General features: G+C 72.2%; 20 protein-coding genes. 10 read left to right on the top strand and 10 right to left on the bottom strand.

The genetic code is table 11. The features are described from left to right. Together IZR01_RS20240 and IZR01_RS20235 are read left to right on the top strand one after the other, a co-directional pair. Positions 1–2,030: DUF4192 domain-containing protein (locus tag IZR01_RS20240; RefSeq protein ID WP_228559860.1), on the top strand; the 2,030-nt coding region annotated here is incomplete at its 5' end. Further along, positions 2,027–2,974, top strand: a complete 948-nt coding sequence (locus IZR01_RS20235) for a hypothetical protein (protein ID WP_194924728.1) — start codon at positions 2,027–2,029, stop codon at positions 2,972–2,974. The genes IZR01_RS20240 and IZR01_RS20235, both read left to right, overlap by 4 nt. On the opposite strand, the gene IZR01_RS20230 is transcribed toward IZR01_RS20235, so the two are convergent. Next, positions 2,950–3,726 carry a cytochrome b/b6 domain-containing protein gene (locus tag IZR01_RS20230; RefSeq protein ID WP_194924727.1) on the bottom strand — a complete coding sequence of 259 codons (777 nt, stop codon included), beginning with the start codon at positions 3,724–3,726 and terminating at the stop codon, positions 2,950–2,952. The genes IZR01_RS20235 and IZR01_RS20230 overlap by 25 nt on opposite strands. Then, positions 3,710–4,462, bottom strand: coding sequence for a molybdopterin-dependent oxidoreductase (locus tag IZR01_RS20225; RefSeq protein ID WP_194895795.1), 753 nt, complete (start codon positions 4,460–4,462; stop codon positions 3,710–3,712). Before IZR01_RS20225 ends, IZR01_RS20230 begins: the two co-directional genes overlap by 17 nt. A 179-nt stretch (positions 4,463–4,641) precedes the next feature. Here IZR01_RS20225 and IZR01_RS20220 point away from each other — a divergent pair, with 179 nt between their 5' ends. Continuing rightward, positions 4,642–5,346 carry a hypothetical protein gene (locus tag IZR01_RS20220; RefSeq protein WP_194895774.1) on the top strand — a complete coding sequence of 235 codons (705 nt, stop codon included), beginning with the start codon at positions 4,642–4,644 and terminating at the stop codon, positions 5,344–5,346. Here the strand turns inward: IZR01_RS20220 and IZR01_RS20215 are convergent. Next, positions 5,323–5,517, bottom strand: coding sequence for a hypothetical protein (locus tag IZR01_RS20215; protein WP_228554964.1), 195 nt, complete (start codon positions 5,515–5,517; stop codon positions 5,323–5,325). The genes IZR01_RS20220 and IZR01_RS20215 overlap by 24 nt on opposite strands. Before the next feature lie 269 nt (positions 5,518–5,786). Here IZR01_RS20215 and IZR01_RS20210 point away from each other — a divergent pair, with 269 nt between their 5' ends. Then, on the top strand, positions 5,787–6,569 hold the full coding sequence (locus tag IZR01_RS20210) for an NUDIX hydrolase (RefSeq protein WP_194924726.1): 783 nt from the start codon (positions 5,787–5,789) through the stop codon (positions 6,567–6,569). Between the two features lie 105 nt (positions 6,570–6,674). Here IZR01_RS20210 and IZR01_RS20205 read toward each other — a convergent pair whose 3' ends face one another. Further along, a complete protein-coding gene (locus IZR01_RS20205; RefSeq protein ID WP_194895776.1) occupies positions 6,675–6,965 on the bottom strand; it encodes a hypothetical protein in 291 nt (96 codons plus the stop codon). A 249-nt stretch (positions 6,966–7,214) separates the two neighbouring features. Here IZR01_RS20205 and IZR01_RS20200 point away from each other — a divergent pair, with 249 nt between their 5' ends. Together IZR01_RS20200 and IZR01_RS20195 are read left to right on the top strand one after the other, a co-directional pair. Next, positions 7,215–9,251, top strand: a complete 2,037-nt coding sequence (locus tag IZR01_RS20200; protein ID WP_194924725.1) for an ATP-binding cassette domain-containing protein — start codon at positions 7,215–7,217, stop codon at positions 9,249–9,251. Further along, on the top strand, positions 9,248–10,063 hold the full coding sequence (locus tag IZR01_RS20195; RefSeq protein WP_194924724.1) for a hypothetical protein: 816 nt from the start codon (positions 9,248–9,250) through the stop codon (positions 10,061–10,063). Before IZR01_RS20200 ends, IZR01_RS20195 begins: the two co-directional genes overlap by 4 nt. A gap of 28 nt (positions 10,064–10,091) precedes the next feature. Here the strand turns inward: IZR01_RS20195 and msrB are convergent, their stop codons facing one another. Both msrB and IZR01_RS20185 read right to left on the bottom strand, forming a co-directional pair. Then, positions 10,092–10,490 (bottom strand): peptide-methionine (R)-S-oxide reductase MsrB, encoded by a 399-nt coding sequence (gene msrB / locus IZR01_RS20190; RefSeq protein WP_194924723.1) that lies wholly within the window; start codon positions 10,488–10,490, stop codon positions 10,092–10,094. A gap of 5 nt (positions 10,491–10,495) precedes the next feature. Beyond that, the gene (locus IZR01_RS20185) at positions 10,496–11,272 is read right to left on the bottom strand and encodes a pyrimidine reductase family protein (protein WP_194895780.1); all 777 of its coding nucleotides are present in this window, start codon (positions 11,270–11,272) and stop codon (positions 10,496–10,498) included. A 144-nt stretch (positions 11,273–11,416) separates the two neighbouring features. Between IZR01_RS20185 and zapE the strand changes: the two genes are divergently transcribed. From zapE to IZR01_RS20165, 4 genes are all read left to right on the top strand, one after another. After that, on the top strand, positions 11,417–12,496 hold the full coding sequence (zapE, locus tag IZR01_RS20180) for a cell division protein ZapE (RefSeq protein ID WP_194924722.1): 1,080 nt from the start codon (positions 11,417–11,419) through the stop codon (positions 12,494–12,496). A 183-nt stretch (positions 12,497–12,679) separates the two neighbouring features. After that, complete coding sequence (locus tag IZR01_RS20175) at positions 12,680–13,525, top strand: polyphosphate kinase 2 family protein (protein WP_194895782.1); 846 nt, start codon at positions 12,680–12,682, stop codon at positions 13,523–13,525. An 86-nt stretch (positions 13,526–13,611) separates the two neighbouring features. After that, positions 13,612–14,316, top strand: a complete 705-nt coding sequence (locus tag IZR01_RS20170) for a DUF4232 domain-containing protein (RefSeq protein ID WP_194895783.1) — start codon at positions 13,612–13,614, stop codon at positions 14,314–14,316. A gap of 63 nt (positions 14,317–14,379) precedes the next feature. Beyond that, positions 14,380–14,883 (top strand): GNAT family N-acetyltransferase, encoded by a 504-nt coding sequence (locus IZR01_RS20165; RefSeq protein WP_194895784.1) that lies wholly within the window; start codon positions 14,380–14,382, stop codon positions 14,881–14,883. Positions 14,884–14,948: 65 nt separating this feature from the next. Here the strand turns inward: IZR01_RS20165 and IZR01_RS20160 are convergent, their stop codons facing one another. From IZR01_RS20160 to IZR01_RS20145, 4 genes are all read right to left on the bottom strand, one after another. Further along, positions 14,949–15,926, bottom strand: a complete 978-nt coding sequence (locus IZR01_RS20160) for a quinone oxidoreductase family protein (protein ID WP_194895785.1) — start codon at positions 15,924–15,926, stop codon at positions 14,949–14,951. 123 nt (positions 15,927–16,049) lie between these two features. Then, entirely contained in the window at positions 16,050–16,811 is a 762-nt protein-coding gene (locus tag IZR01_RS20155) for a sirohydrochlorin chelatase (protein WP_323746421.1), read from the bottom strand. After that, complete coding sequence (locus IZR01_RS20150; RefSeq protein ID WP_194895786.1) at positions 16,808–17,710, bottom strand: ABC transporter permease; 903 nt, start codon at positions 17,708–17,710, stop codon at positions 16,808–16,810. Before IZR01_RS20150 ends, IZR01_RS20155 begins: the two co-directional genes overlap by 4 nt. Next, positions 17,700–18,500 (bottom strand): ABC transporter ATP-binding protein, encoded by an 801-nt coding sequence (locus IZR01_RS20145; RefSeq protein WP_194895787.1) that lies wholly within the window; start codon positions 18,498–18,500, stop codon positions 17,700–17,702. The genes IZR01_RS20150 and IZR01_RS20145 overlap by 11 nt, the downstream gene beginning before the upstream one ends. Positions 18,501–18,520 lie beyond the last annotated feature (20 nt).

Raw genomic sequence — 18,520 nt, 5'->3', positions numbered from 1 at the left:
GTGCGAGTGGCGGGGGCGGTGCGAGTGGCGCCGCCGCCGATGCGTCTGGTGGGTCCGGGCGCCGTGCCGGGAGTTCCGGCGATGAGGGCGCCGCCGAACCGGTGAGTACAGCCTCGAATGTCGCTGCCTCGAATGTCGCCGCCCCGGGTGTCGCCGCCTCGAATGTCGCCGCCTCCGGCACCGCCGACGGCGACACCCCCGACCCCGGAGCGACCGCCGAGGCCGCCGCCGGCCCGGTCAGCACCGTCCGCCTGGCCTCCCCCGGCTCGGTGATCGCCTCGATCCCGTTCCTGTTCGGCTTCCACCCGGAGAACAGCCTGGTGATCCTGGGCATCAGCCATTCGGCCGAAGGCGGCAGTTTCATCCGGCACGGCGTCCGCATCGACCTGGACCAGGTCCGCGGTCAGGAACGCGGCACCGCCCTGGAACTCGCGGCCCGGCTGCGCGACCAGGACGCCGACATCGCCATCCTGGTCGCCTTCGGCCCGCGCGCCGCGACCGGTGCCAAGGCCCGCCCCGACCACTGCCGCAAACTGATGGCCGCCTTCCGCGCCCAACTCGAGGCGGCGGCCAGCGAGGAGCGCGTCACCGTCGTCGACGCCCTCTACAGCGCCAACGGCCGCTGGTGGTCCTACATGTGCCGCAACAACCGCTGCTGCCCGGCGGCCGGCACCGTCGTTCCCGCCGAGGCCCCCGCCGCTTTGGCCGGCGCCTTCGCCACCCGCGGCCACACGGTCTACGCCAGCCGCGAAGCGCTCGACGCGACCCTGGACCCCTACCCGCCGGAAGCCCTGACCCGCACCGCCGCGGCTGCCGAACACCTGGACCCCACCTGGTACGACACCGACGCAGGCCTGGCCGACGCCCGCCGCCTGATGGACGTCCTCCTGGCCCGCTGCGGGGCCGACGCCGAGCCACCCACATCCCGCACCCCCCGGGCCGACGGCCCCCGTGCCGGCCGCCGCGGCCTGTCGGACAGCGCCACCACCGCCCTCGCCGGCCGTTCGGCCGCCGCCGACGTGCAGCCGCACGACGGCTCCGGCGCCGGTAGCGGTGCTGGGACGCGGGGCGGACGGTCGGGCCGGGCGGCTGATCTCGCGGCCTCGCACCCGGATGACGTCGCCACCGCAGATGGTTCGGCTGTGGCTCGATCCGGCCGCTCGGCGGCCTCCGGCTCGCAGCCCCGTGATGGCTTCAGCGGTTCGGCTGCGAGTCCGTCCTCCCAGTCGGATGCCGATGACGCTCCCGCATCTCCGGGCTCTGCCGACAACAGCTCTGCTCTCGGAGGCTCTGCTTTCGACGACCCTGCTTTCGACGGCCCTGCCTCCGAGAGCTCTGCCTCCGACAGCTCTCCCGCCGACCAGTCCGAGCCGCGCCCCCCGCACTCCACCGGCGCCGTCATCCCGGCGGCCCGCAACTCCCGCCGCGTGAGCAACCGCATTCCGTCGCTCGCCGGCAAGTCCGAGGGGGTGCCGCTCGGTGCGCTTGCCGAGCCGCCCGGCTCGTTGCTCGCGCCGCCGGTCATCGCCGACGGCGAGGCGGCCGAGCTGCTGATCGCGCTGCTCAACTGGCGGGTGCGCGACTACCTGGCGTGCGCCGCCGCGACCGTGGACTCCGCCGGGCGGCTGCTGCGCCTCGGCGCCGAATTGGCGCGTCGCGCGCCCCATCCTGAGCTTCGCCTCGCTCCCTACGCGCTGGCCGCGTGGGCGGCGTGGGCGATCGGCCGGCCCGCCATCGCGCAGTGTGCGGTGGATCGGGCGCTGGCCATTGATCCCGAGTACAAGTTCGCCTCGCTGATCCGCGCCGGTCTGCACCACGCCATCGACGGCGAGGGCGTGCGCGAGTCCGCCGCCAGTACGCGGCGCGACCTGTTCGGCGAGGCCGCCGTCGATTCCGACACCGTCGCTGGTTTCGACAACGGCGCCGGTTTTGACAGTTCAGATCCGGACTCCGCTCCGGCCCCGATCCCTTCTCCCCGCTCCACCGAAACCGTCCCCACCGAATCCGGAACCGATCTGGAGATCTCATGAACCGCATAGAGCAAGTCACCCCGCCGACCCCGGCGCAGCAGCCGCAGCCCCGCCTTCCCCGGGCCCTGGCCGACGTTCGGCGTCGAGCCGCCCACGCCCTGCTCCAGCCCCGTGCGATGCCGACCCGTACCCGGCGTGGCACCACCGGCATCGCCGTCGCGATCGCGGCGCTCGCCGTGCCGATGCTGCCGAACCCGGCCCTCGGCGCCGCGTCGACCGGTGCCGGTCCGGTCAAGGCCAGCGTGCCGCACGCCCGGCACCACCTGGACCACAACGGCGTCGAGCCCGAGCCGGGCACCATGACCGTCCAAGAATGGGAGGCCTCCGGCTGGACGCTCACCGTCCCGGACCACCCAGCCGATATGGGCCTGCTGGGCCATGTCCTGGCCACGCGCCACCACGGCCACTACGTCCCGTGGCTCGCCGAGCCCGCTCGTGCGGCCCACGCCCATGGCCCCGGCGTCCCCGCCACCACGACCGGCGTTCCGGCCAACGGCCGCCGACCGGTGATCGACGCCTTCCGCGTATCCCACACCAGTCCCCGCGTCGAGGAGCTGTACGCCCCGGAGTCGCAGGCTCCTGCCGGCCCGACTGCCGTCCTGGCGGCCCGCTCCCGCACCCTCCCGAACCCGCTGGTCCCGGCCGCGAGACCGGCCAACACCAAGCAGATGCTGGCGGCGGGCAGGCAATCCGCCGATATCCCCGACACCCCCGATATCCCCGGCGGCGTCGCGGCCCGATCGTCGGCGCCCCAGCCGCCCCAGGCACTGGCCGCGGCCGATCCGTCGGCGTCCCCGTGCCTGCGCGCGGCTTCCACGGCTGGCAACGATCGCCAGATGGTGGCGCACCTGCACCCGGCCACGGACGCCATGGACGTCGTCGTCACCCACCGCCGCACCCCGTGTACGGCGATGGTCGACTACCTGTCCCAGGCCCGCGCCTGATGGACGGCCCGGCCTTCCTCTCGATCGCGCGCGCCCGCCTCGCCGCGGGCCGCGCGGTCCTCCGCCTCACTCACGGCATCCGGGTCCGGGTCCCCGTCTCCGGACCGGTCCTGCGCCGCCACCTCGGCGGCCCAGGCCGGATGCTCCCGTTGCGCCCAACCCCGCGTGACATATCCGGTGCGCATCCCGATCCGGGCCTGGTGGTCGTTCAGTGCGAACCACACATGGCCGATCACCACGAACCCGATCGCCAGCGCCAGCCAGTCGTGCACGAACGTCGCACCGGTCCGGGCCGACACCCCGACCAGGTGCGGAAACCACATCAGGGTCCCGGTCCCGGCCATCACCAGGATCGCCCCGCACTGGAACGCCGCGTTCAGCTTCTGCCCGGCGTTGAACTTGCCGACCGGCAGCGCCAGCTCCCGGGCCCGCTCGCGCCGCCAGGCCCGATTCCGCAGCCACTCGCGGTCGGTCTCGCTGTGCCGGTTCAGCCGCCGCGCATCTGCCCGGTACGCCCGCGAGAACAGCCCCGCCGCCATCGGGATGGGCAGCGCGAACCCGCAGTACAGATGGATCAACGCCACCACCGGACGGTGCCCGATCCGCACCGACAACGAGGGCAGGTACAGCACCGCCCCGGTGGCGATCAGCACCAGCATCAACGTGGCGGTCGCACGGTGGACGTACCGTTCGGCGCGCGTGAAGCGCTCGATGCGCCGCCGGACGGCGCCGGCCTCAGCCGGTCGGGACATCGCCGGTCCTCCCGTTCGACTTTCCGACCCAGCCGTCGACGTCATAGCCGTAGCCCTCCCAGTAGCCGGGATGGACCGCGTCCACTACCTGGATCTCCTGGAGCCACTTGATGCTCTTGTACCCGTACATCGGCGCCGCGTAGAGCCGCACCGGCCCGCCGTGCTCATGGGTCACCGGCCCGCCGAGCATCTTCAGCGCCACCAACATGTCCGGGTTCTGGGCCTGGTCCAGGGTCAACGACTCCGTATAGGTCCCGTCGAAGGAGACGAACCGCAACGCCTTCGCCGAACTCTGCACCCCGGCCAGCGCCAACATGTCGCTCAGCCGAACCCCGCTCCACGGCACGCTCGGCACCCGCCACCCGGTGACGCACTGGAAGTCCCGCACCAGGTCGGTCTGCGGCAGCGCCGCCAGATCGGTCAGCGAGAAGTGCTGTGGCCGGTCCACCAGGCCGGTGACGGATAGTCGGTAGGTGTTCGGATCCGGTGTCGGGACGCTCCCGGTCACCGTGTAGATGCGGAACTGGTTGCCCAGGGGGAGCAGGTTCGTCAGCCCGGTCGGATCGTGCGCCGCGACGTCGGCCAAGAACCGCTCCACGGAGGACCCGCCGAGCACGCCCAGCGCACCCAGCCCCACGACCCCGAACACCACACGTCGCCCGACCGGCCGTCCCTCCCGATCGGACCGGCCAGGCCCGTCACCGCTCCCGCTCGCACTATCGCGGGCAGCGTCCATTGCCTCTGCCACGAGCCCATCACATCACCGCAGGTCGTGCAGCACCAGCAAACAGCAGGGAGGTTCTTTGGTTCGTAATAAGTCGCGGGACTCAGTCGACGACGCCGACTTGCAACCGAGCGAAGCCGACTATGTGTCTTCCCCTCCGACCTGGAGAATCCGAGCCTGGAGGACACCGAGTGACTGAGCCGATGCCGTGCCGGACCGACCGTGCCCCGTTCGACCGACTCTTCGCCGAGGGAGCGGCCGCGCTCGCCGACGGCTCGCACCGGATCGAGGTGCCGCCGGGTGGCGGTAGCCGGCGGTGGGGCGTGTCGGCGCTGCTCCGGCCCGATCCGGGGTCGGAGGCGTCGCTGGCGGAGTTGGCCCGCGAAGCCGCGGTGGTCGCCGGTGACGGTCACTGGCTGACCGGCGCGGTGGGCAACTCGCACCTGACGATGCGTGCGCTCGAGCACCCGCGTACCGACATCCCGGACGACGATCCGTGCGTCGCGCGCTATGCCAAGGCGCTGAGTGTGGCGTCGGGCGGCGTACCGCCGCTGACGTTCGACGTCTTCGGCCTGACGCTGACTCCGTTGTCGGTGATGGCGTGCGCGATCCCGGTCGATGATGCCCCGGACCGGCTCTCAGCCGCCTACACCGCCGCGCTCGGCGATGACGCCTGGCTGGAGGACGGGATCGGGCTCAAGCGCGACATCTGGTATCTCAACATCCTGCACTTCGCCGCCCCGATCGGTGATCCCCGGGCCCTGATCGACTGGGTCGCCGACCGGCGCGACCTGACCCCGATCCCGCTGCGCGTCACCGAGGTCGAGATCGCCACCTGGCGTTTCACCGGGAACGCGATGAGGCCGCTGCGGTTAGCCGCGTCGGTGCTTCGGTGAGCCGACCATGTGCCGCAGGGCTTCGGCGTGCGCCCAGGCCGGGCGGCCGGGGCCGGTGACGTGGGACCAGGGCTGGTCCGGGTGCAGGCCCAGGCGCCGGAGCTGGTCCGCGCGGAGCTTGATCGAGAACGTGCCGTGCCAGTGCCCGTCGCCACGGATTCCGCAGTACAAGTCGATGCGGACGTCTGTGAGGTCGAACGGGAACCAGTCGATGCCGCGGTCGATCAGTCAAAGGGCGACGGCGCGCACCGGGGCCGGGCAGCCCGGCAGGTTCTCGTAGCCGATCACTGTGATCCACGCAGGATCCTCATTCGCCATATGACGATCGTATTCGGAGGACTCATGCGGCTCCGGTGATTTAAGCGGGTGCCCACCTGCCGTGATCCGGTCGGCCGACCCCAGTTCTCGTCACCCTGACGACATCACGCTACGATGGTCCAATGCCACAGGACCTCGACCCGGAGTACGACCCGACCGACTATCCGCCGTTCGCGGTGACCGTGGATCTGGTCGTGCTGACCGTGGCCGAACCGGGGCTGAGCGTCCTGGCCGTGCGGCGGGGGGAGCCGCCGTTCGCGGACCGGTGGGCGCTGCCCGGCGGGTTCGTGAAGCCCGACGAGAGTCTGGGCGACGCCGCGGTGCGGGAGCTGGCCGAGGAGACCGGGCTGGGGCTGGAGGTCGCCGGGCAGGATTCGCAGGGCGTGCCCGACCACGGCGTGCACCTGGAGCAGCTGGCCAGCTACGGCACCCCGGACCGGGACCCGCGGATGCGGGTGGTGTCGGTGGCGTATCTGGCGCTCGCGCCGTTGACCTCGCTGCAGGAGGGTTCTGAGGGGCCGTTCCCGGCGGCCGGGGGCGACGCGCGGGCGGCCGAGTGGCTGCCGGTCGTCACGCTGCCCGGTTCGGAGGGGCTGGCCTTCGACCACGCGCGGATCCTGGCCGACGGGATCGAGCGGGCCAGGTCGAAGATCGAGTACTCGTCGCTGGCCGCGGCGTTCTGCCCGCCGGAGTTCACCGTGGGGGAGCTGCGCAACGTCTACGAGGCGGTGTGGGGCGTGCAGCTCGATCCGCGGAACTTCCACCGGAAGGTGACCGGGACACCGGGCTTCCTGGTGCCGACCGGCGGCACCACCTCGCGGCAGGGTGGCCGGCCGGCGCAGCTGTTCCGGCGGGGGAACGCGACGTTGCTGAACCCGCCGATGCTGCGGCCGTCCGGAGACTGAGTGTCTGAAGGGGCTGTGCGTCTGAAGGGGCTGCGCGGTCTGAAGAGGCTGCGCGGTCTGAACTGGTGGAACCGAGCCTGTGGACCGGCTGAACCGGACCTCGGCTCAGGTCTCCCCGCCCAGGTCCACGACGTAGGCCTCGTGGACCAGGTCGTTCCCGCGCTGGCAGTGCCGGTTGAGCCGGCGGGCCAGGTCGGCCAGCTGTTTGTCGCCCATGCCCGCCAGGTCGCACTGCACGGCGCGCAGTTCGGCGTGCTCGCGGATCAGGTTCTCTACGGCGAAGGTCAGGCGCGGGTCGGCGGCGACGATCTCGGCGTACAGCCCGTGTTCGCCTTCGGTCGCGGCCAGGTGTTCGGCGATGGCGGCGGAAAGGGGTACGGCGGGTGCGAGGTCCATTGCAGACCTCCTCGCGAGTGGGGGTTCCTCTCATGGTGCGCACGCCCGAGGGGGGTTGTCTAGAACCTGGCGGTAGGCAACCTGCTGCGACACTTCATCACTCTTCACGGTGATTTCCCCCGGTCCCGTGAGTGATCACGGCTACCGTAGCGGACAGCGATGTCGCGGACGGTGATCAATCACTGGACACCGGCTGCCGGACCTCCCGGCGCCGCGCGGCGGGTCGGGCCCGGAGCAAGAGGAGTCGCGGTGATCGAGGCGATCGAGCTGACCAGCACCCGCCGATCCCGCGGCGCGGGCGGTGGTCCCGTGGAGAAGGTCTCGTTCGATGTGTACCCGGGCCAGGTCACAGCCCTGCTCGGGGCCCCGGGTACGGGAAAGTCCACAGTCCTGCGCCTGATGGTCGAACTCGAGGCCGGCGGCGGCCGCACCCTGTTCGGCGGGCGTCCCTACCGCGCCCTGCGGCCCGCGGTCCGCGAGGTGGGCCTGGCCCTGAACCCCGACGCCGTCCACCCGGGCCGCACCGTGCAGGCCCACCTACAGCTCTACTCGGCCGGCGGCGGCGTCCCCAAGTCCCGCGTCGCCGAGGTCCTGGAGGTCGCGGGGCTGTCCACACAGGCCACGGTCCGCTGCGGCCGCCTCGACCCGGGCCAGCGCCAGCGCCTGGCCATCGCCGCGGCCCTGCTCGGCGACCCCGCAGCCCTGATCCTGGACGAGCCCCGGGCCCTGGACAGCCACGGCATGTCCTGGTTCCACGCCCTGATCCGCGCCTACGCAGCCCAGGGCCGCACCGTCCTGGTCGCGGCCACCGACCCCGACACCCTGTCCGGCACCGCCGACCACGTCGTCGTCCTGCGCCGCGACGAGCAGGACGGCGTCAGCCGGGTCATCGCCAGCCGCTCCGCCGCCGAGGTCTTCGACGAAAGCCGCGCCACCGTCGTCCAGGTCCGCAGCCCCCAGGCCGCGCGCCTGGCCGCGGCCCTGGAGTCCGAAGGCGCCGCCCTGGCCGCCGCCGGCCCCGGCGCCCTCCAGGTCCGCGGCCTGGACCGGGCCCGCATCGGCGAGATCGCCCACGTCACCGGGATCTGCCTGCACGAGCTCAGCGAGATCGGCCACGACGACGACGTCTTCGGCCTGCGCCCGGTCCCGCGCCAGAAGGAGCTCCTGCCCGGCCTCAACCGCACCACCGCCTGGCACTCGGGGGTGCGGATGGTCGCGGAGGAGATCGAAGAGGCGGAGGTGGTCGAGGCACAGGTGCCGGCGGCCGCCGTCCGCGAGGAGCTGGTTGGAGCCCAGGCCGGCGCCGCCACTGCGATGGCTGAGCAGCAGGTGCCGGCGGCCGCCGTCCGCGAGGAGCTGGTCGGGGCGCAGGTCGGGGTCACCGCCGCGATGGCTGAGCCGCAGGTGCCAGTGGCTGGTGCTCACGAGGAGCTGGTCGGAGCGCACGCCGCTACCGCGATGGCTGAGCCGCAGGTGGCTGAGGCTGGCGAGGCGGCACGGAATGGTGCTGGCGGGCGGTCCTCGGAGAGCTTGATCGCTGAGCTGCACGAAGCTGTCGCGGCTGCTGAGGCCAGCCAGGTGAGCCAGGGCATTGGCGTGTGGCCATCACGGCAACGGGAGTCTGCGGCGAGTGGTGCGGCGAGTGATCCGGCGCCGCATGAGACCGCTGCCGAGACTGAGCGTCAGCTCGCACAAACCGGCGTGTGGCCATCGCAGGGCTCGGTTGCCGAGCCGCGCGAGTCGGCGGCGACCGAATCGGCATCGCGGGCGGCGACCACAGCGCCGGACCTGTCGGCGACTCATGTCAGCGAGGCGCCCAAGCCGAGCGTCGCTGAGGCACCCAAACCGAGCGCCGGTTCCTGGCGCTCGCAGGGCTCGGTTGCCCATTCACGTTGGTCGGCCGCCCAACCCAAGAAGGCCGACACCTCCAGCGCCGGCTCCGAATCACTGCGCCACGGCAGCCCGTTCGGCCTCCGGCGGGGCCGCAACAAAGCCGAGTCGCAGCCTCCTGCGGCGTCGCTCGAACCGCCCGCAAGCCTCGGCCAACCCGCCGTGCCCTTCACCGTCGCGACTGCGACCGTCGAGCCCGCCGCCGAGGCGAGCGACGGCATGACCCCGTGGCGCGCCGTCGCAGCGCGGGCGTCGCAGGGCCAGCAGACAGCCGGTCAGCAGGCGTCCGGTCAGCAGGCGTCTGGCCAGCAGGCGCCCGGCCAGCAGACAACGCCCAGCCAGCAGCACCCTCCGGTCGCGGAGGCGGCCCCGGCAGAGCAGGATGCTTCCGCATGATCGCCGCGTTCCGTTACGAACTTCGCCGGTTGGGGAGCCTGCGGGCCACTCGGCGGGTGCCGGGGGGTGCGGCCGTGGTGGCCGCCGCGTTCGGGGTGGCGGCCGCGTTGGCGGTGTCGGCGGGTGCCTCGGAGCGGATCGTCGCCTTGTTGCGGCTGGCGGGGACGTTGCCCGCGTTGGCCGCGGCGGTCGTGATCGGTGCCGCCTCCTCGGGACATGAGCGGCACCACGAGATGCGCTACGTGACCCTCGCCGTGGTGCCTCGGCGGGCGTGGCTGACGGTCGCCAAGGCCACGCTGACCGCGCTCCTGTCCGCCCTCACCGGCGCGCTGGTCGCCCTGGCCGCCGCCCTCGGCTACGCCCTCGCGCTGGCGTGGGCTTACGCCGGCGACCGCACGCTGATCCCCGACGGCGCCGCCGCCGACCCCGTGCTCCAGGGCGTGGCCCCGGCAGCCGCGGCGGCGATGGCGGCCGGGTTGTTCGGCCTCGCCATCGGGTGGCTGACCGCCTGGTACCGGGTGTCGGTCGCGGTGGCCGTGGCGGTCGTGGCGCTGGCCGTGCCGGTGGCCGCCGGCCGGCTGCTGACCGGGATGCCCGGCGTCGCCAAGGCCCTGACCGACGCCGAGCAGTCCCTACGGAACACCCCCGTGCTGTCCTCGCTCCTCAACCCCCGCGTGCTGACCGCGTGGCCGCCGCTGAAGTCGGGTGTGCACCCGCTCCCGCCGACGTCCCTCGCGGCCACCGCCCTGCTGGCGACGGTGGCCCTGCTCGGCATCGCCGCGGGTGCCATGCGCTGGCAGCGCGGCGACTGAGCGTGAGGAGACGAAGAGCCGGAGAGGATCAGGCCTCGTCCAGCTTCAAGCTCACTGAGTTGATGCAGTACCGCTGCCCGCCGTGGTCCACCGGACCGTCGTCGAACACGTGCCCCAGATGCGATCCGCAAGCCGCGCAGCGCACCTCGGTCCGCACCATCCCGTGGCTCGTGTCCTGGAGCAGCGTCACCGCGTCGCCCTCGCCGGGCTCGTAGAACGACGGCCACCCGCAGTGCGAGTCGTACTTCGCCTGGGACCGGAACAACGGCGCGTCACAAGCGCGACAGTGGTACGTCCCCTCCGTGTGCGTGGACACGTAGTCCCCGCTCCACGGCTGCTCCGTCCCGGCCTCGCGCAGCACCGCGAACTCCATCGGCGTCAGCAACGACCGCCACTCCGTCTCGGTCTTCTCCACCTTCTCGACCATGTGACTCACCCTTCCTTACCGGGACCGGCTGCGGAACCGTGTGTTCCTCCGACTAGATAACGCGCGAAGAGGAATCCGTCTTCCGTGAGCAGGCTGTGCAGGATCAGCGGTAACCCGTCCGTAAGGTCCGGCCCGGCCAGGACCCGCATCGAGTCCCCGCCGCGCAGCTGCGGCGCCACCGACAGGCACAGCTCGTCCAGCTTCCCGGCCGCCGCCAGCTGCCCGAGCAGGTGCGGCCCGCCCTCGCACAGGATCCGCCCCAGCCCGCGCTCGGCCAGCCGCTCCACGGCCAGCGCCAGGTCGACCGAGCCGGTCCCGGCCGCGATCACCTCGGCCCCGGCCCCGGCGGCGGCGTCGATGCGGTCCTGCGGGGCGTCGGTGGCGGTGAGCACGATGGTCGGCACCGCGGGGGAGGTGAACAGCGGCTGCGACCAGTCCAGGTCCATCGCGCGGGAGACCACGGCGATGGCCGCGGTCGGGGCCTGACCGGCGGCGGCGCGGGCGGCCTGGTACTGCTCCCGCACCCGCGCCGGGCGGTACTGCTCGGCGCGCGCGGTGCCCGCTCCGACCAGCACCACGTCCGCCAGCGCCCGCAGCACCCCGAAGATCCGCTTGTCCGCCTCCCCGGAGATGCCCTCCGACTTGCCGCCGGCGGTCGCGGCACCGTCGACGGTGGCGACCATGTTGGCCCGCACCCAGCGCGGCGCGCCTGCGGGATAGGCGTAGACCTCGGCCAGGTCGACCTGGCGGTTGCGGGGCGGCGGTGGCAGCAGCTGATACATGGGTCCAGCGAATCACACCAGGAGACTTCTGACACGCGCGGCGCATCCACCCGTCGCACAAGGCTTTGTGACCGGCTTCACATGTGATCAACTACACCCCCCGGATGGTCCGGGACACCCACTCTGGCCTGCGACATTGGAAGGGTGCCGACGTCTGCTCCGATAGTCTCCGCGAATGCCGCGACCCTCGTCGGCCGCCGGCCCGAAGTCGGTGCGGACCGGCTGGTCGCCGACCTGGTCCCGCCGCCGCGTTTCGACCAGGTGCGGTTCTCCAGCTACCTGCCGAACCCGGCCGAGCCCAGCCAGACCGCGGCCCGTGACCGGTTGCAGGCCTTCGCCGCGACCGTGGGCGCCGCGCCGAAGAAGAGCGGCGGGCTGTTCAAGAAGAAGGCTCCCGCGTCCGGCGCGATCGGCGTCTACCTCGACGGCGGTTTCGGCGTCGGCAAGACCCACCTGCTGGCCTCGGTTTGGCACGAGTCCCCGGCCCCGCGTGAGAAGAAGGCATACGGAACCTTCGTCGAGTACACCAGCCTGGTCGGCGCCCTCGGCTTCAACGCCGCCGTGGAGCGGCTGTCGGACTTCGCGCTGGTCTGCATCGACGAGTTCGAACTCGACGACCCCGGCGACACCGTCCTGGTCTCCACCCTGCTCACCCGGCTGTCCGACCGCGGCGTGAAGCTGGCCGCGACCTCCAACACGCTGCCGGACAAGCTCGGCGAGGGCCGGTTCGCCGCCGCCGACTTCCTCCGCGAGATCCAGGCTCTGTCCGCGCGCTTCGAAGTGATCCGCGTGGACGGCCCCGACTACCGGCACCGCGACCTGCCGACGCCGCCGGCCCCGGTCGCCGAGGACGTCGTGGTCCGCACCGCCGACGAGCTTCCCGGCGCCACCCTGGACTCCTTCGACGGCCTGACCCACGAGCTGGCGGCGGTCCACCCCAGCCGCTACGGCGCCCTGATAGACGGCGTCAGCGCGGTCGGGCTCACCGGCGTCCGGCCGCTGGACGACCAGAACGTCGCCCTGCGCCTGGTGGTTCTGATAGACCGGCTCTACGACCGCAAGGTTCCGGTGGTCGCCTCCGGCACGCCGCTCGGCGACCTGTTCACGCCCGAGCTGCTGCGCGGCGGCTACCGCAAGAAGTACCTGCGCGCGGTCTCCCGCATCACCGCGCTGGCCCGGGACGGCGCGGCACTGGCCGCGACCCACGACCCGGCCCACGTCTGACCGACCTTGCGTCGGCCGGCGCGGTCCGGGCCTGACCAGCCTGCCGCCTGACCAGCTTGACCACAGCCTGACCCGCCTGCCAGTCGTCCCCGCGACCGCCCCGCTCGCCGTCCCACCTCCCCGCGAGCGCCGGAACGGCTCCCATGACGTGCGAACCGGTAACCCGGATGGCAGGCTTCCTTCATGGCGAAGTCCTACACGCACCTGCTGCGGGCCCCCGATTCCCCGGTCAAGCTGTCCAAGCTGGCGTCCGACGCGCACCCCGGCGTGGACTCGAAATCCGAGGCGCTGCAGAAGCTGCCGAAACTCGCGGCCCGCCTGGCCGACCTCCAGGAGCGGCTGTTCGCGCAGTCCCGTGGCGGCACCGAGCCGGCCCGCCAGAGCCTGTTGCTGGTGTTGCAGGGCATGGACACCTCGGGAAAGGGCGGCACGGTCAAGCACGTGGCCGGCGTCATGGACCCCGGCGGGCTGCACATCACCTCCTTCAAGGCCCCGAGCAAGGAGGAGTTGTCCCACGACTTCCTGTGGCGGATCCGCAAGGCCCTGCCGAAGCCCGGCGTGGTCGGGGTCTTCGACCGCAGCCACTACGAGGACGTCCTCATCGTCCGGGTCCGCGACCTGGTCCCGCGCGAGCAGTGGGAGCTGCGCTACGGCCTGATCAACGAGTTCGAGCAGGAACTCGCCGACCAGGGCACGACCGTGGTCAAGTGCTTCCTGCACATCAGCCGCGACACCCAGAAGGAACGGCTGCTGGCCCGCCTGGACGATCCCACCAAGCTGTGGAAGTACAGCACCAACGACGTCGCCGAGCGCAAGCTCTGGCCGGCGTACAAGGAGGCGTATCAGGCCGCGTTGAACCTGACCTCGACCGAGACGGCGCCCTGGTACGTGATCCCGGCCGACCGCAAGTGGTACCGGAACTTCGCGATCACCAACCTGTTGGTGGAGACGCTGGAGCGGCTGGATCCGAAATGGCCGCCGGCCGGATACGACATCGAGGAGGAGAAGCAGCGCGTGCTCGCTTCCTGATTCGAACGCAGTCTCAACACCGATTTGTGATCGAGGGGCGCCCTCTGACAGGTTGATTTGATCATCGTCTTGTCAGGAGTGGAGCAATGAGGACTAAGCGATCGGCCGCTGTCGCGGCCGTGTTCGCCGCCGTTTTGCTGGCGGGGGCCTGTTCGAGCAACACGAAGTCCACGGCCGCGGCGGGAGTGCCGGCGCAGACGACCACGTCGGCCGCCGCGCCGGTGACCGTGACGTCCACCGTGACCTCGGCCCCGGGGTCCGCCTCGGGCTCCTCGTCCGGCGGCGGGCAGTCCACCGCGGTCCCGTCGAGCGCGGGCTCGTCCTCGGCCCCGGCCCCGGGCAGCGCTTCCGGGTCGGCGTGCCAGGCCTCGAATCTCAAGGTCACCATCATCCACGGCACCGACGCCGACCCGGACCCGAGCAAGACCAACGACCCGGCGACGGTCTCGTTCCAGAACACCGGCCAGAGCAGCTGCACCATACAGGGCCACCCGCAGGTCGACCTGGTCTCGACGTCCGGTCTCGACTGGCCGCTGGAGAACCAGTCCGGCGACGTCCCGAAGCTCACGCTGGCGCCCGGCACCAGCGCGCTGGCGAGCCTGTACGTGCTCTCGCACACCGAGGGCGCCGGCACCAACGGCTTCCAGGTGAAGTCGGCCGTCATCATCCCGCCGGACACCAAGACCCCGACGACCGTCCCGTGGCCGTGGAGCTGGGCCTTGGAGGACCAGTCCGCCGCGACCCACCCGGGCACGTTCATCGGCGCGGTGAACCAGACCGCCTCCAGCTGATCGGCGACCGCTGACCGGCGACCACTGATCGCAGACCGCCGACCGGCCGTTATCCTTCGCGGCATGTCGACACCGCCGCGGATCCGCGAAGCCACCGACGAGGACTGGCCGCACATCTGGCCGTTCTTTCGCGCCATCTGCGCCGAGGGGGAGACCTACGTCTACCCCTACGAGCCCACCGAGGATGAGGGCCGCGCAATGTGGGTGGAGCGGCCGCCGGGGCTGACCGTGGTCGCCGTCGACGCCGCCGGCGCGGTGCTGGGCAGCGCCAAGATGGGCCCGAACCGGCCCGGCCCCGGCGCGCACGTGGCCACCGCGAGCTACATGGTGGCTCCGGAGGCCGCGGGCCGGGGCGTCGGCCGGGCATTGGGCGAGCATTCGCTGAAGTGGGCGCGCGAGCAGGGCTACCGCGGGATGCAGTACAACGCCGTGGTGGAGAGCAATGCCCCTGCGGTGCACCTGTGGCAGTCGATCGGGATGCGGATCATCGGGACCGTGCCGGAGGCGTACAAGAGCCGCAGGCACGGCTACGTCGGCATCCACGTGATGTATCAGAAGCTGGGTTGAGAACGGTCCCGGTCCGAACTCCGCGAGTTCGGACCGGGACCGTCTTCGGCTGACGCGATGTGCGCTTACGGGACCAGCAGCAGCTTGCCGGTCGTCTTGCGCGATTCCATGTCGGTCTGCGCCTGAGCGGCCTGGCCGAGCGGGTACGTGGCGCCGATCCGCACGGACAGCGTCCCGTCCTGGAGCCAGCGGAACAGGTCCCCGGCGCGCCACTCCAGCTCCTGCCGGGCGGCGATGTAGCTGCCGAGCGTCGGGCGGGTCAGGAACAGTGAGCCGGCCCGCATCAGCCGCAGCGGGGCGACCGGCGGGACCGGGCCGGAGGCGTTGCCGTAGCTGACCAGCATGCCGCGCACCCGCAGCGAGGCCAGCGAGGCGTCGAATGTGTCCTTGCCCACGCCGTCGTAGGCCACGTGCACGCCCTGCCCGCCGTTGCGGCTGCGCACCTCGGCCGCCAGCTCCTCGCCGGACAGCTGGTCGTAGCGGATCACCTCGTCGGCGCCGGCCTCGGCGGCCAGCTTGGCTTTCTCGGCGCTGGAGACGGTGCCGATCACCTTGGCGCCGGCCGCCCGAACCATCTGGGTCAGCAGCAGGCCCATGCCGCCGGCCGCGGCGTGCACCAGCGCGGTCTCGCCGGCCTTGACCGGGTACGTGCTCTGCGTCAGGTAGTGCGCGGTCATGCCCTGCAGCAGTACGGCGGCGGCGGTCTCGATGTCCACGCCGTCCGGCACCGGCACTGCCCGGTCGGCCGGCACGATCACCTGTTCGGCGTAGCTGCCGCGGGCGTCCGCGGTCGCCACCCGGTCCCCGGGCTTGAAATCTGTGACCCCATCACCGACGGCCAGCACGTGCCCTGCGACCTCGGCACCCGGGGTGAACGGCGTATCGCTCGGATACAGGCCGATGCGCGCGTAGATCTCGGCGAAGTTCACGCCGGCGGCGCCGACCTTCACCAGGAGCTCACCGGGCCCCGGTTCCGGGTCGTTGACGTCTGAGAGCTGGAGGACCTCGGGCCCGCCGGTCTGGCCGACGACGATCGCGCGCATACACGGATCCTTTCAAAGGTTGCCAGGGTTCGCAGCTTGCAACCCCGCTCCGGCCGCGCTGATTCCGCCGGTCCGGATGCCGGAAAGGCGCGGCTCAGCTCACTCAGTTCAGTTCAGTTCAGCTCACGCCACGTGCGCCAGGCAGCGGGTCCGCGCCCCGTCGAACCGGGCCAGTACCGCCGAGGCCACCTCCGGCGCGTTCCCGAGCTCGTCGGCCACCGCGTCCGCCCCGGCCCGCAGTGCCGAGCCGCGGATCCGGTCGGCGAGGAATCCCGGCGCCAGGAAGTACGGCGCCACCACGACCCGGCGCGCACCGCGGCTCCGCAGCGCGCGCACGGCCGCCCCGGCCTGGTCGCCGACCGCCGGTACCGGCACCACGCGCTCCCAGCCGCTGCGCTGCCAGCCCTCGGCCAGCTCGTCCACGGCCGCGGCGGCCACCCGGTCCGAGGATCCGGCCCAGGCCAGCACCACGGAGGCCTCCTCGTCCCCGGGCCACACTCCGGCCTCGCGCAGCCGCCGCTCCAGTCCGGCCATCAGCAGCGGGTGCGGGCCCAGCGGCTCGGCCAGCACCGGCGTCGTCACCCCGGACCGCCAGCGCCGGGGCAGCGACTCGTGCGCCGCCAACACCGCGGCCGGGATGTCCTGCCGCACGTGGTAGGCGGTGTTCAGGAGCAGCGGCACTACCCGCACGTTCTGATACCCGTCCCGGACCAGTCCCTGAAGGGCCCGCGTCGTGGTGGGGCCGCAGTGATCGAGGAACGCGGTCTCCACCCGGAGCTCCGGCCGTTGCGCACGAACCGTTTCCACGAGTGCTGTGATGACTTCGCGGTGCCGCGGGTCGCGGCTTCCGTGGGCGACCGCCAGCATCGCCTCTGCCTGCTTCACGCCAACCCCCTCGCTTTGAGCACGCGCCGTTCCAGGGGCGCGAAGAGCAGCTGGTTGACCGCCACGCCGACGGCCAGGATGAGCACGATCGCGGCGAACGCGCCGGACATGTCGTTGGCGTCCTGGGAGTTTTTCAGCAGGAAGCCCAGGGAGTGTCCGAGGCTCGCGGACTGGACGATGATCTCCGAGGCCAGCAGCGAGCGCCAGGCGAAGGCCCAGCCCTGCCGCAGACCGGCGAGGTAGCCGGGCAGCGCGGCCGGGAGCAGGACGTGGCGGACGGAGGCCAGACCGCGGGCGCCGATGTTGTGGCCGACCCGAAGATAGATCGGCGGTACCTGGTCCAGGCCGGACATGACGCCGACGGCGATCGAGGGCACCGCGCCGAGCAGGACCACGGTGTAGAGCATGGCCGGGGTGGGGCCGAAGAACATCAGCGCCGGCGGGACCCAGGCGACCGAGGGCAGGGATTGGAGCCCGGACAGGATCGGGCCGAGGCCTGAGCGGACGGCCTTGTAGCGCCCGACCAGGATGCCCAGCGGGGTGCCGAGGGCGACCGAGGCGCCGAAGCCGACGGCGCCGTGGCCGATGCTGTGGCCGACGGCTCCCCAGGCGTCGCCGCCGGAGAAGGTGTCCTTGAGCGAGGAGAAGACCTCCGAGGGCCCCGGCAGCTTCCAGTCCGGCCAGATCTTCGCCGCGTACAGGAGCTGCCAGACGGCCACGATCAGCGCGACGGCGACGATCGGGGGTAAGACGGACGCGGCCACGTGCCTGAGTCTGCTGGACTCCGGTTCCGTGGATGTTTCCAGCGCGTCAAGTCCGGCTTCGATGTGTGCGAGCGCGTCGCCGCCGGTGGCGGGTCCCGCGGCCCCGGCGGCGGTGTCGGTGGTGTCAGCGGCCATGGCGGCTGATCTCCTTGCGCAGGTGGTCGGTGATCTCCACCGACAGGTCGGCGACGGCCTTGTCCTCGATGCGGCGTGGCTGCGGGATGTCCACGCGCCACTGCTGGGCGACCCGGCCGGGCCGGGAGGACAGCAGCACCACCCGCTGGCCCAGGCGCACGGCCTCGCGGACGTTGTGGGTGACGAACAGGACCGCGAGCCCGGTGGCCTCCCACAGCCGGATCAGTTCCTCGTGCAGCACGTCCCGGGTGATGGCGTCCAGGGCGGCGAAGGGCTCGTCCATCAGCAGCACCGGGGTGTCCTGGGCCAGGGCCCGGGCCAGCGCGACCCGCTGCCGCATCCCGCCGGAGAGCTGGTGCGGCCGCTTGTCGTACGCGCCGCGCAGCCGGACCAGGTCCAGCAGGCGCTCGGTCTCGGCCTGCCGGTCGCGGCGCCGGGACAGCCCGCGCAGCCGCAGTGCCAGGTCGATGTTCTCCCCGGCGGTCAGCCAGGGGAACAGCGCGGACTCCTGGAACATCAGGGCGGCCCGGCCGGAGGGCACCTCGACGGTTCCCGAGCTCGGCGCGTCCAGATCGGCGACCAGGTTCAGCAGCGTGGACTTGCCGCAGCCGGAGGCGCCGAGCAGGCACACGAACTCGCCGGGGGCCACGGTCAGGTCGATGCCGTCCAGCACCGGGGCGCCGCCGGGGAAGGTCTTGCCGACCCCGGACAGGCGCACGGCGGCGGGGGTGGTGCCGGTCGCGGACGTGACGGTACCGGGAGGCGCCGAGGTCTCGACGGTGGCGGTCATGGCGGTATCCCCTTCGCTTT

This window comes from Catenulispora pinisilvae, assembly GCF_015356865.1.
In the GTDB taxonomy this organism is placed as follows: Bacteria; Actinomycetota; Actinomycetes; order Streptomycetales; family Catenulisporaceae; genus Catenulispora; species Catenulispora pinisilvae.
The sequence above is the reverse complement of the archived record's forward strand: the minus strand, read 5'-3'. Positions and strand labels throughout refer to the sequence as shown.

Excerpts from the sequence above, each read along its gene's own strand:
- IZR01_RS20210 (WP_194924726.1), top strand. The coding sequence starts at position 5,787 with ATGCCACAGGACCTCGACCCGGAGTACGACCCGACCGACTATCCGCCG.
- msrB (WP_194924723.1), bottom strand. The coding sequence starts at position 10,490 with ATGGTCGAGAAGGTGGAGAAGACCGAGACGGAGTGGCGGTCGTTGCTG.
- IZR01_RS20235 (WP_194924728.1), top strand. The coding sequence starts at position 2,027 with ATGAACCGCATAGAGCAAGTCACCCCGCCGACCCCGGCGCAGCAGCCG.
- IZR01_RS20170 (WP_194895783.1), top strand. The coding sequence starts at position 13,612 with ATGAGGACTAAGCGATCGGCCGCTGTCGCGGCCGTGTTCGCCGCCGTT.
- IZR01_RS20230 (WP_194924727.1), bottom strand. The coding sequence starts at position 3,726 with ATGTCCCGACCGGCTGAGGCCGGCGCCGTCCGGCGGCGCATCGAGCGC.
- IZR01_RS20150 (WP_194895786.1), bottom strand. The coding sequence starts at position 17,710 with ATGGCCGCTGACACCACCGACACCGCCGCCGGGGCCGCGGGACCCGCC.
- IZR01_RS20160 (WP_194895785.1), bottom strand. The coding sequence starts at position 15,926 with ATGCGCGCGATCGTCGTCGGCCAGACCGGCGGGCCCGAGGTCCTCCAG.
- IZR01_RS20145 (WP_194895787.1), bottom strand. The coding sequence starts at position 18,500 with ATGACCGCCACCGTCGAGACCTCGGCGCCTCCCGGTACCGTCACGTCC.
- IZR01_RS20195 (WP_194924724.1), top strand. The coding sequence starts at position 9,248 with ATGATCGCCGCGTTCCGTTACGAACTTCGCCGGTTGGGGAGCCTGCGG.
- IZR01_RS20165 (WP_194895784.1), top strand. The coding sequence starts at position 14,380 with ATGTCGACACCGCCGCGGATCCGCGAAGCCACCGACGAGGACTGGCCG.
- IZR01_RS20185 (WP_194895780.1), bottom strand. The coding sequence starts at position 11,272 with ATGTATCAGCTGCTGCCACCGCCGCCCCGCAACCGCCAGGTCGACCTG.
- IZR01_RS20175 (WP_194895782.1), top strand. The coding sequence starts at position 12,680 with ATGGCGAAGTCCTACACGCACCTGCTGCGGGCCCCCGATTCCCCGGTC.
- IZR01_RS20225 (WP_194895795.1), bottom strand. The coding sequence starts at position 4,462 with ATGGACGCTGCCCGCGATAGTGCGAGCGGGAGCGGTGACGGGCCTGGC.
- IZR01_RS20205 (WP_194895776.1), bottom strand. The coding sequence starts at position 6,965 with ATGGACCTCGCACCCGCCGTACCCCTTTCCGCCGCCATCGCCGAACAC.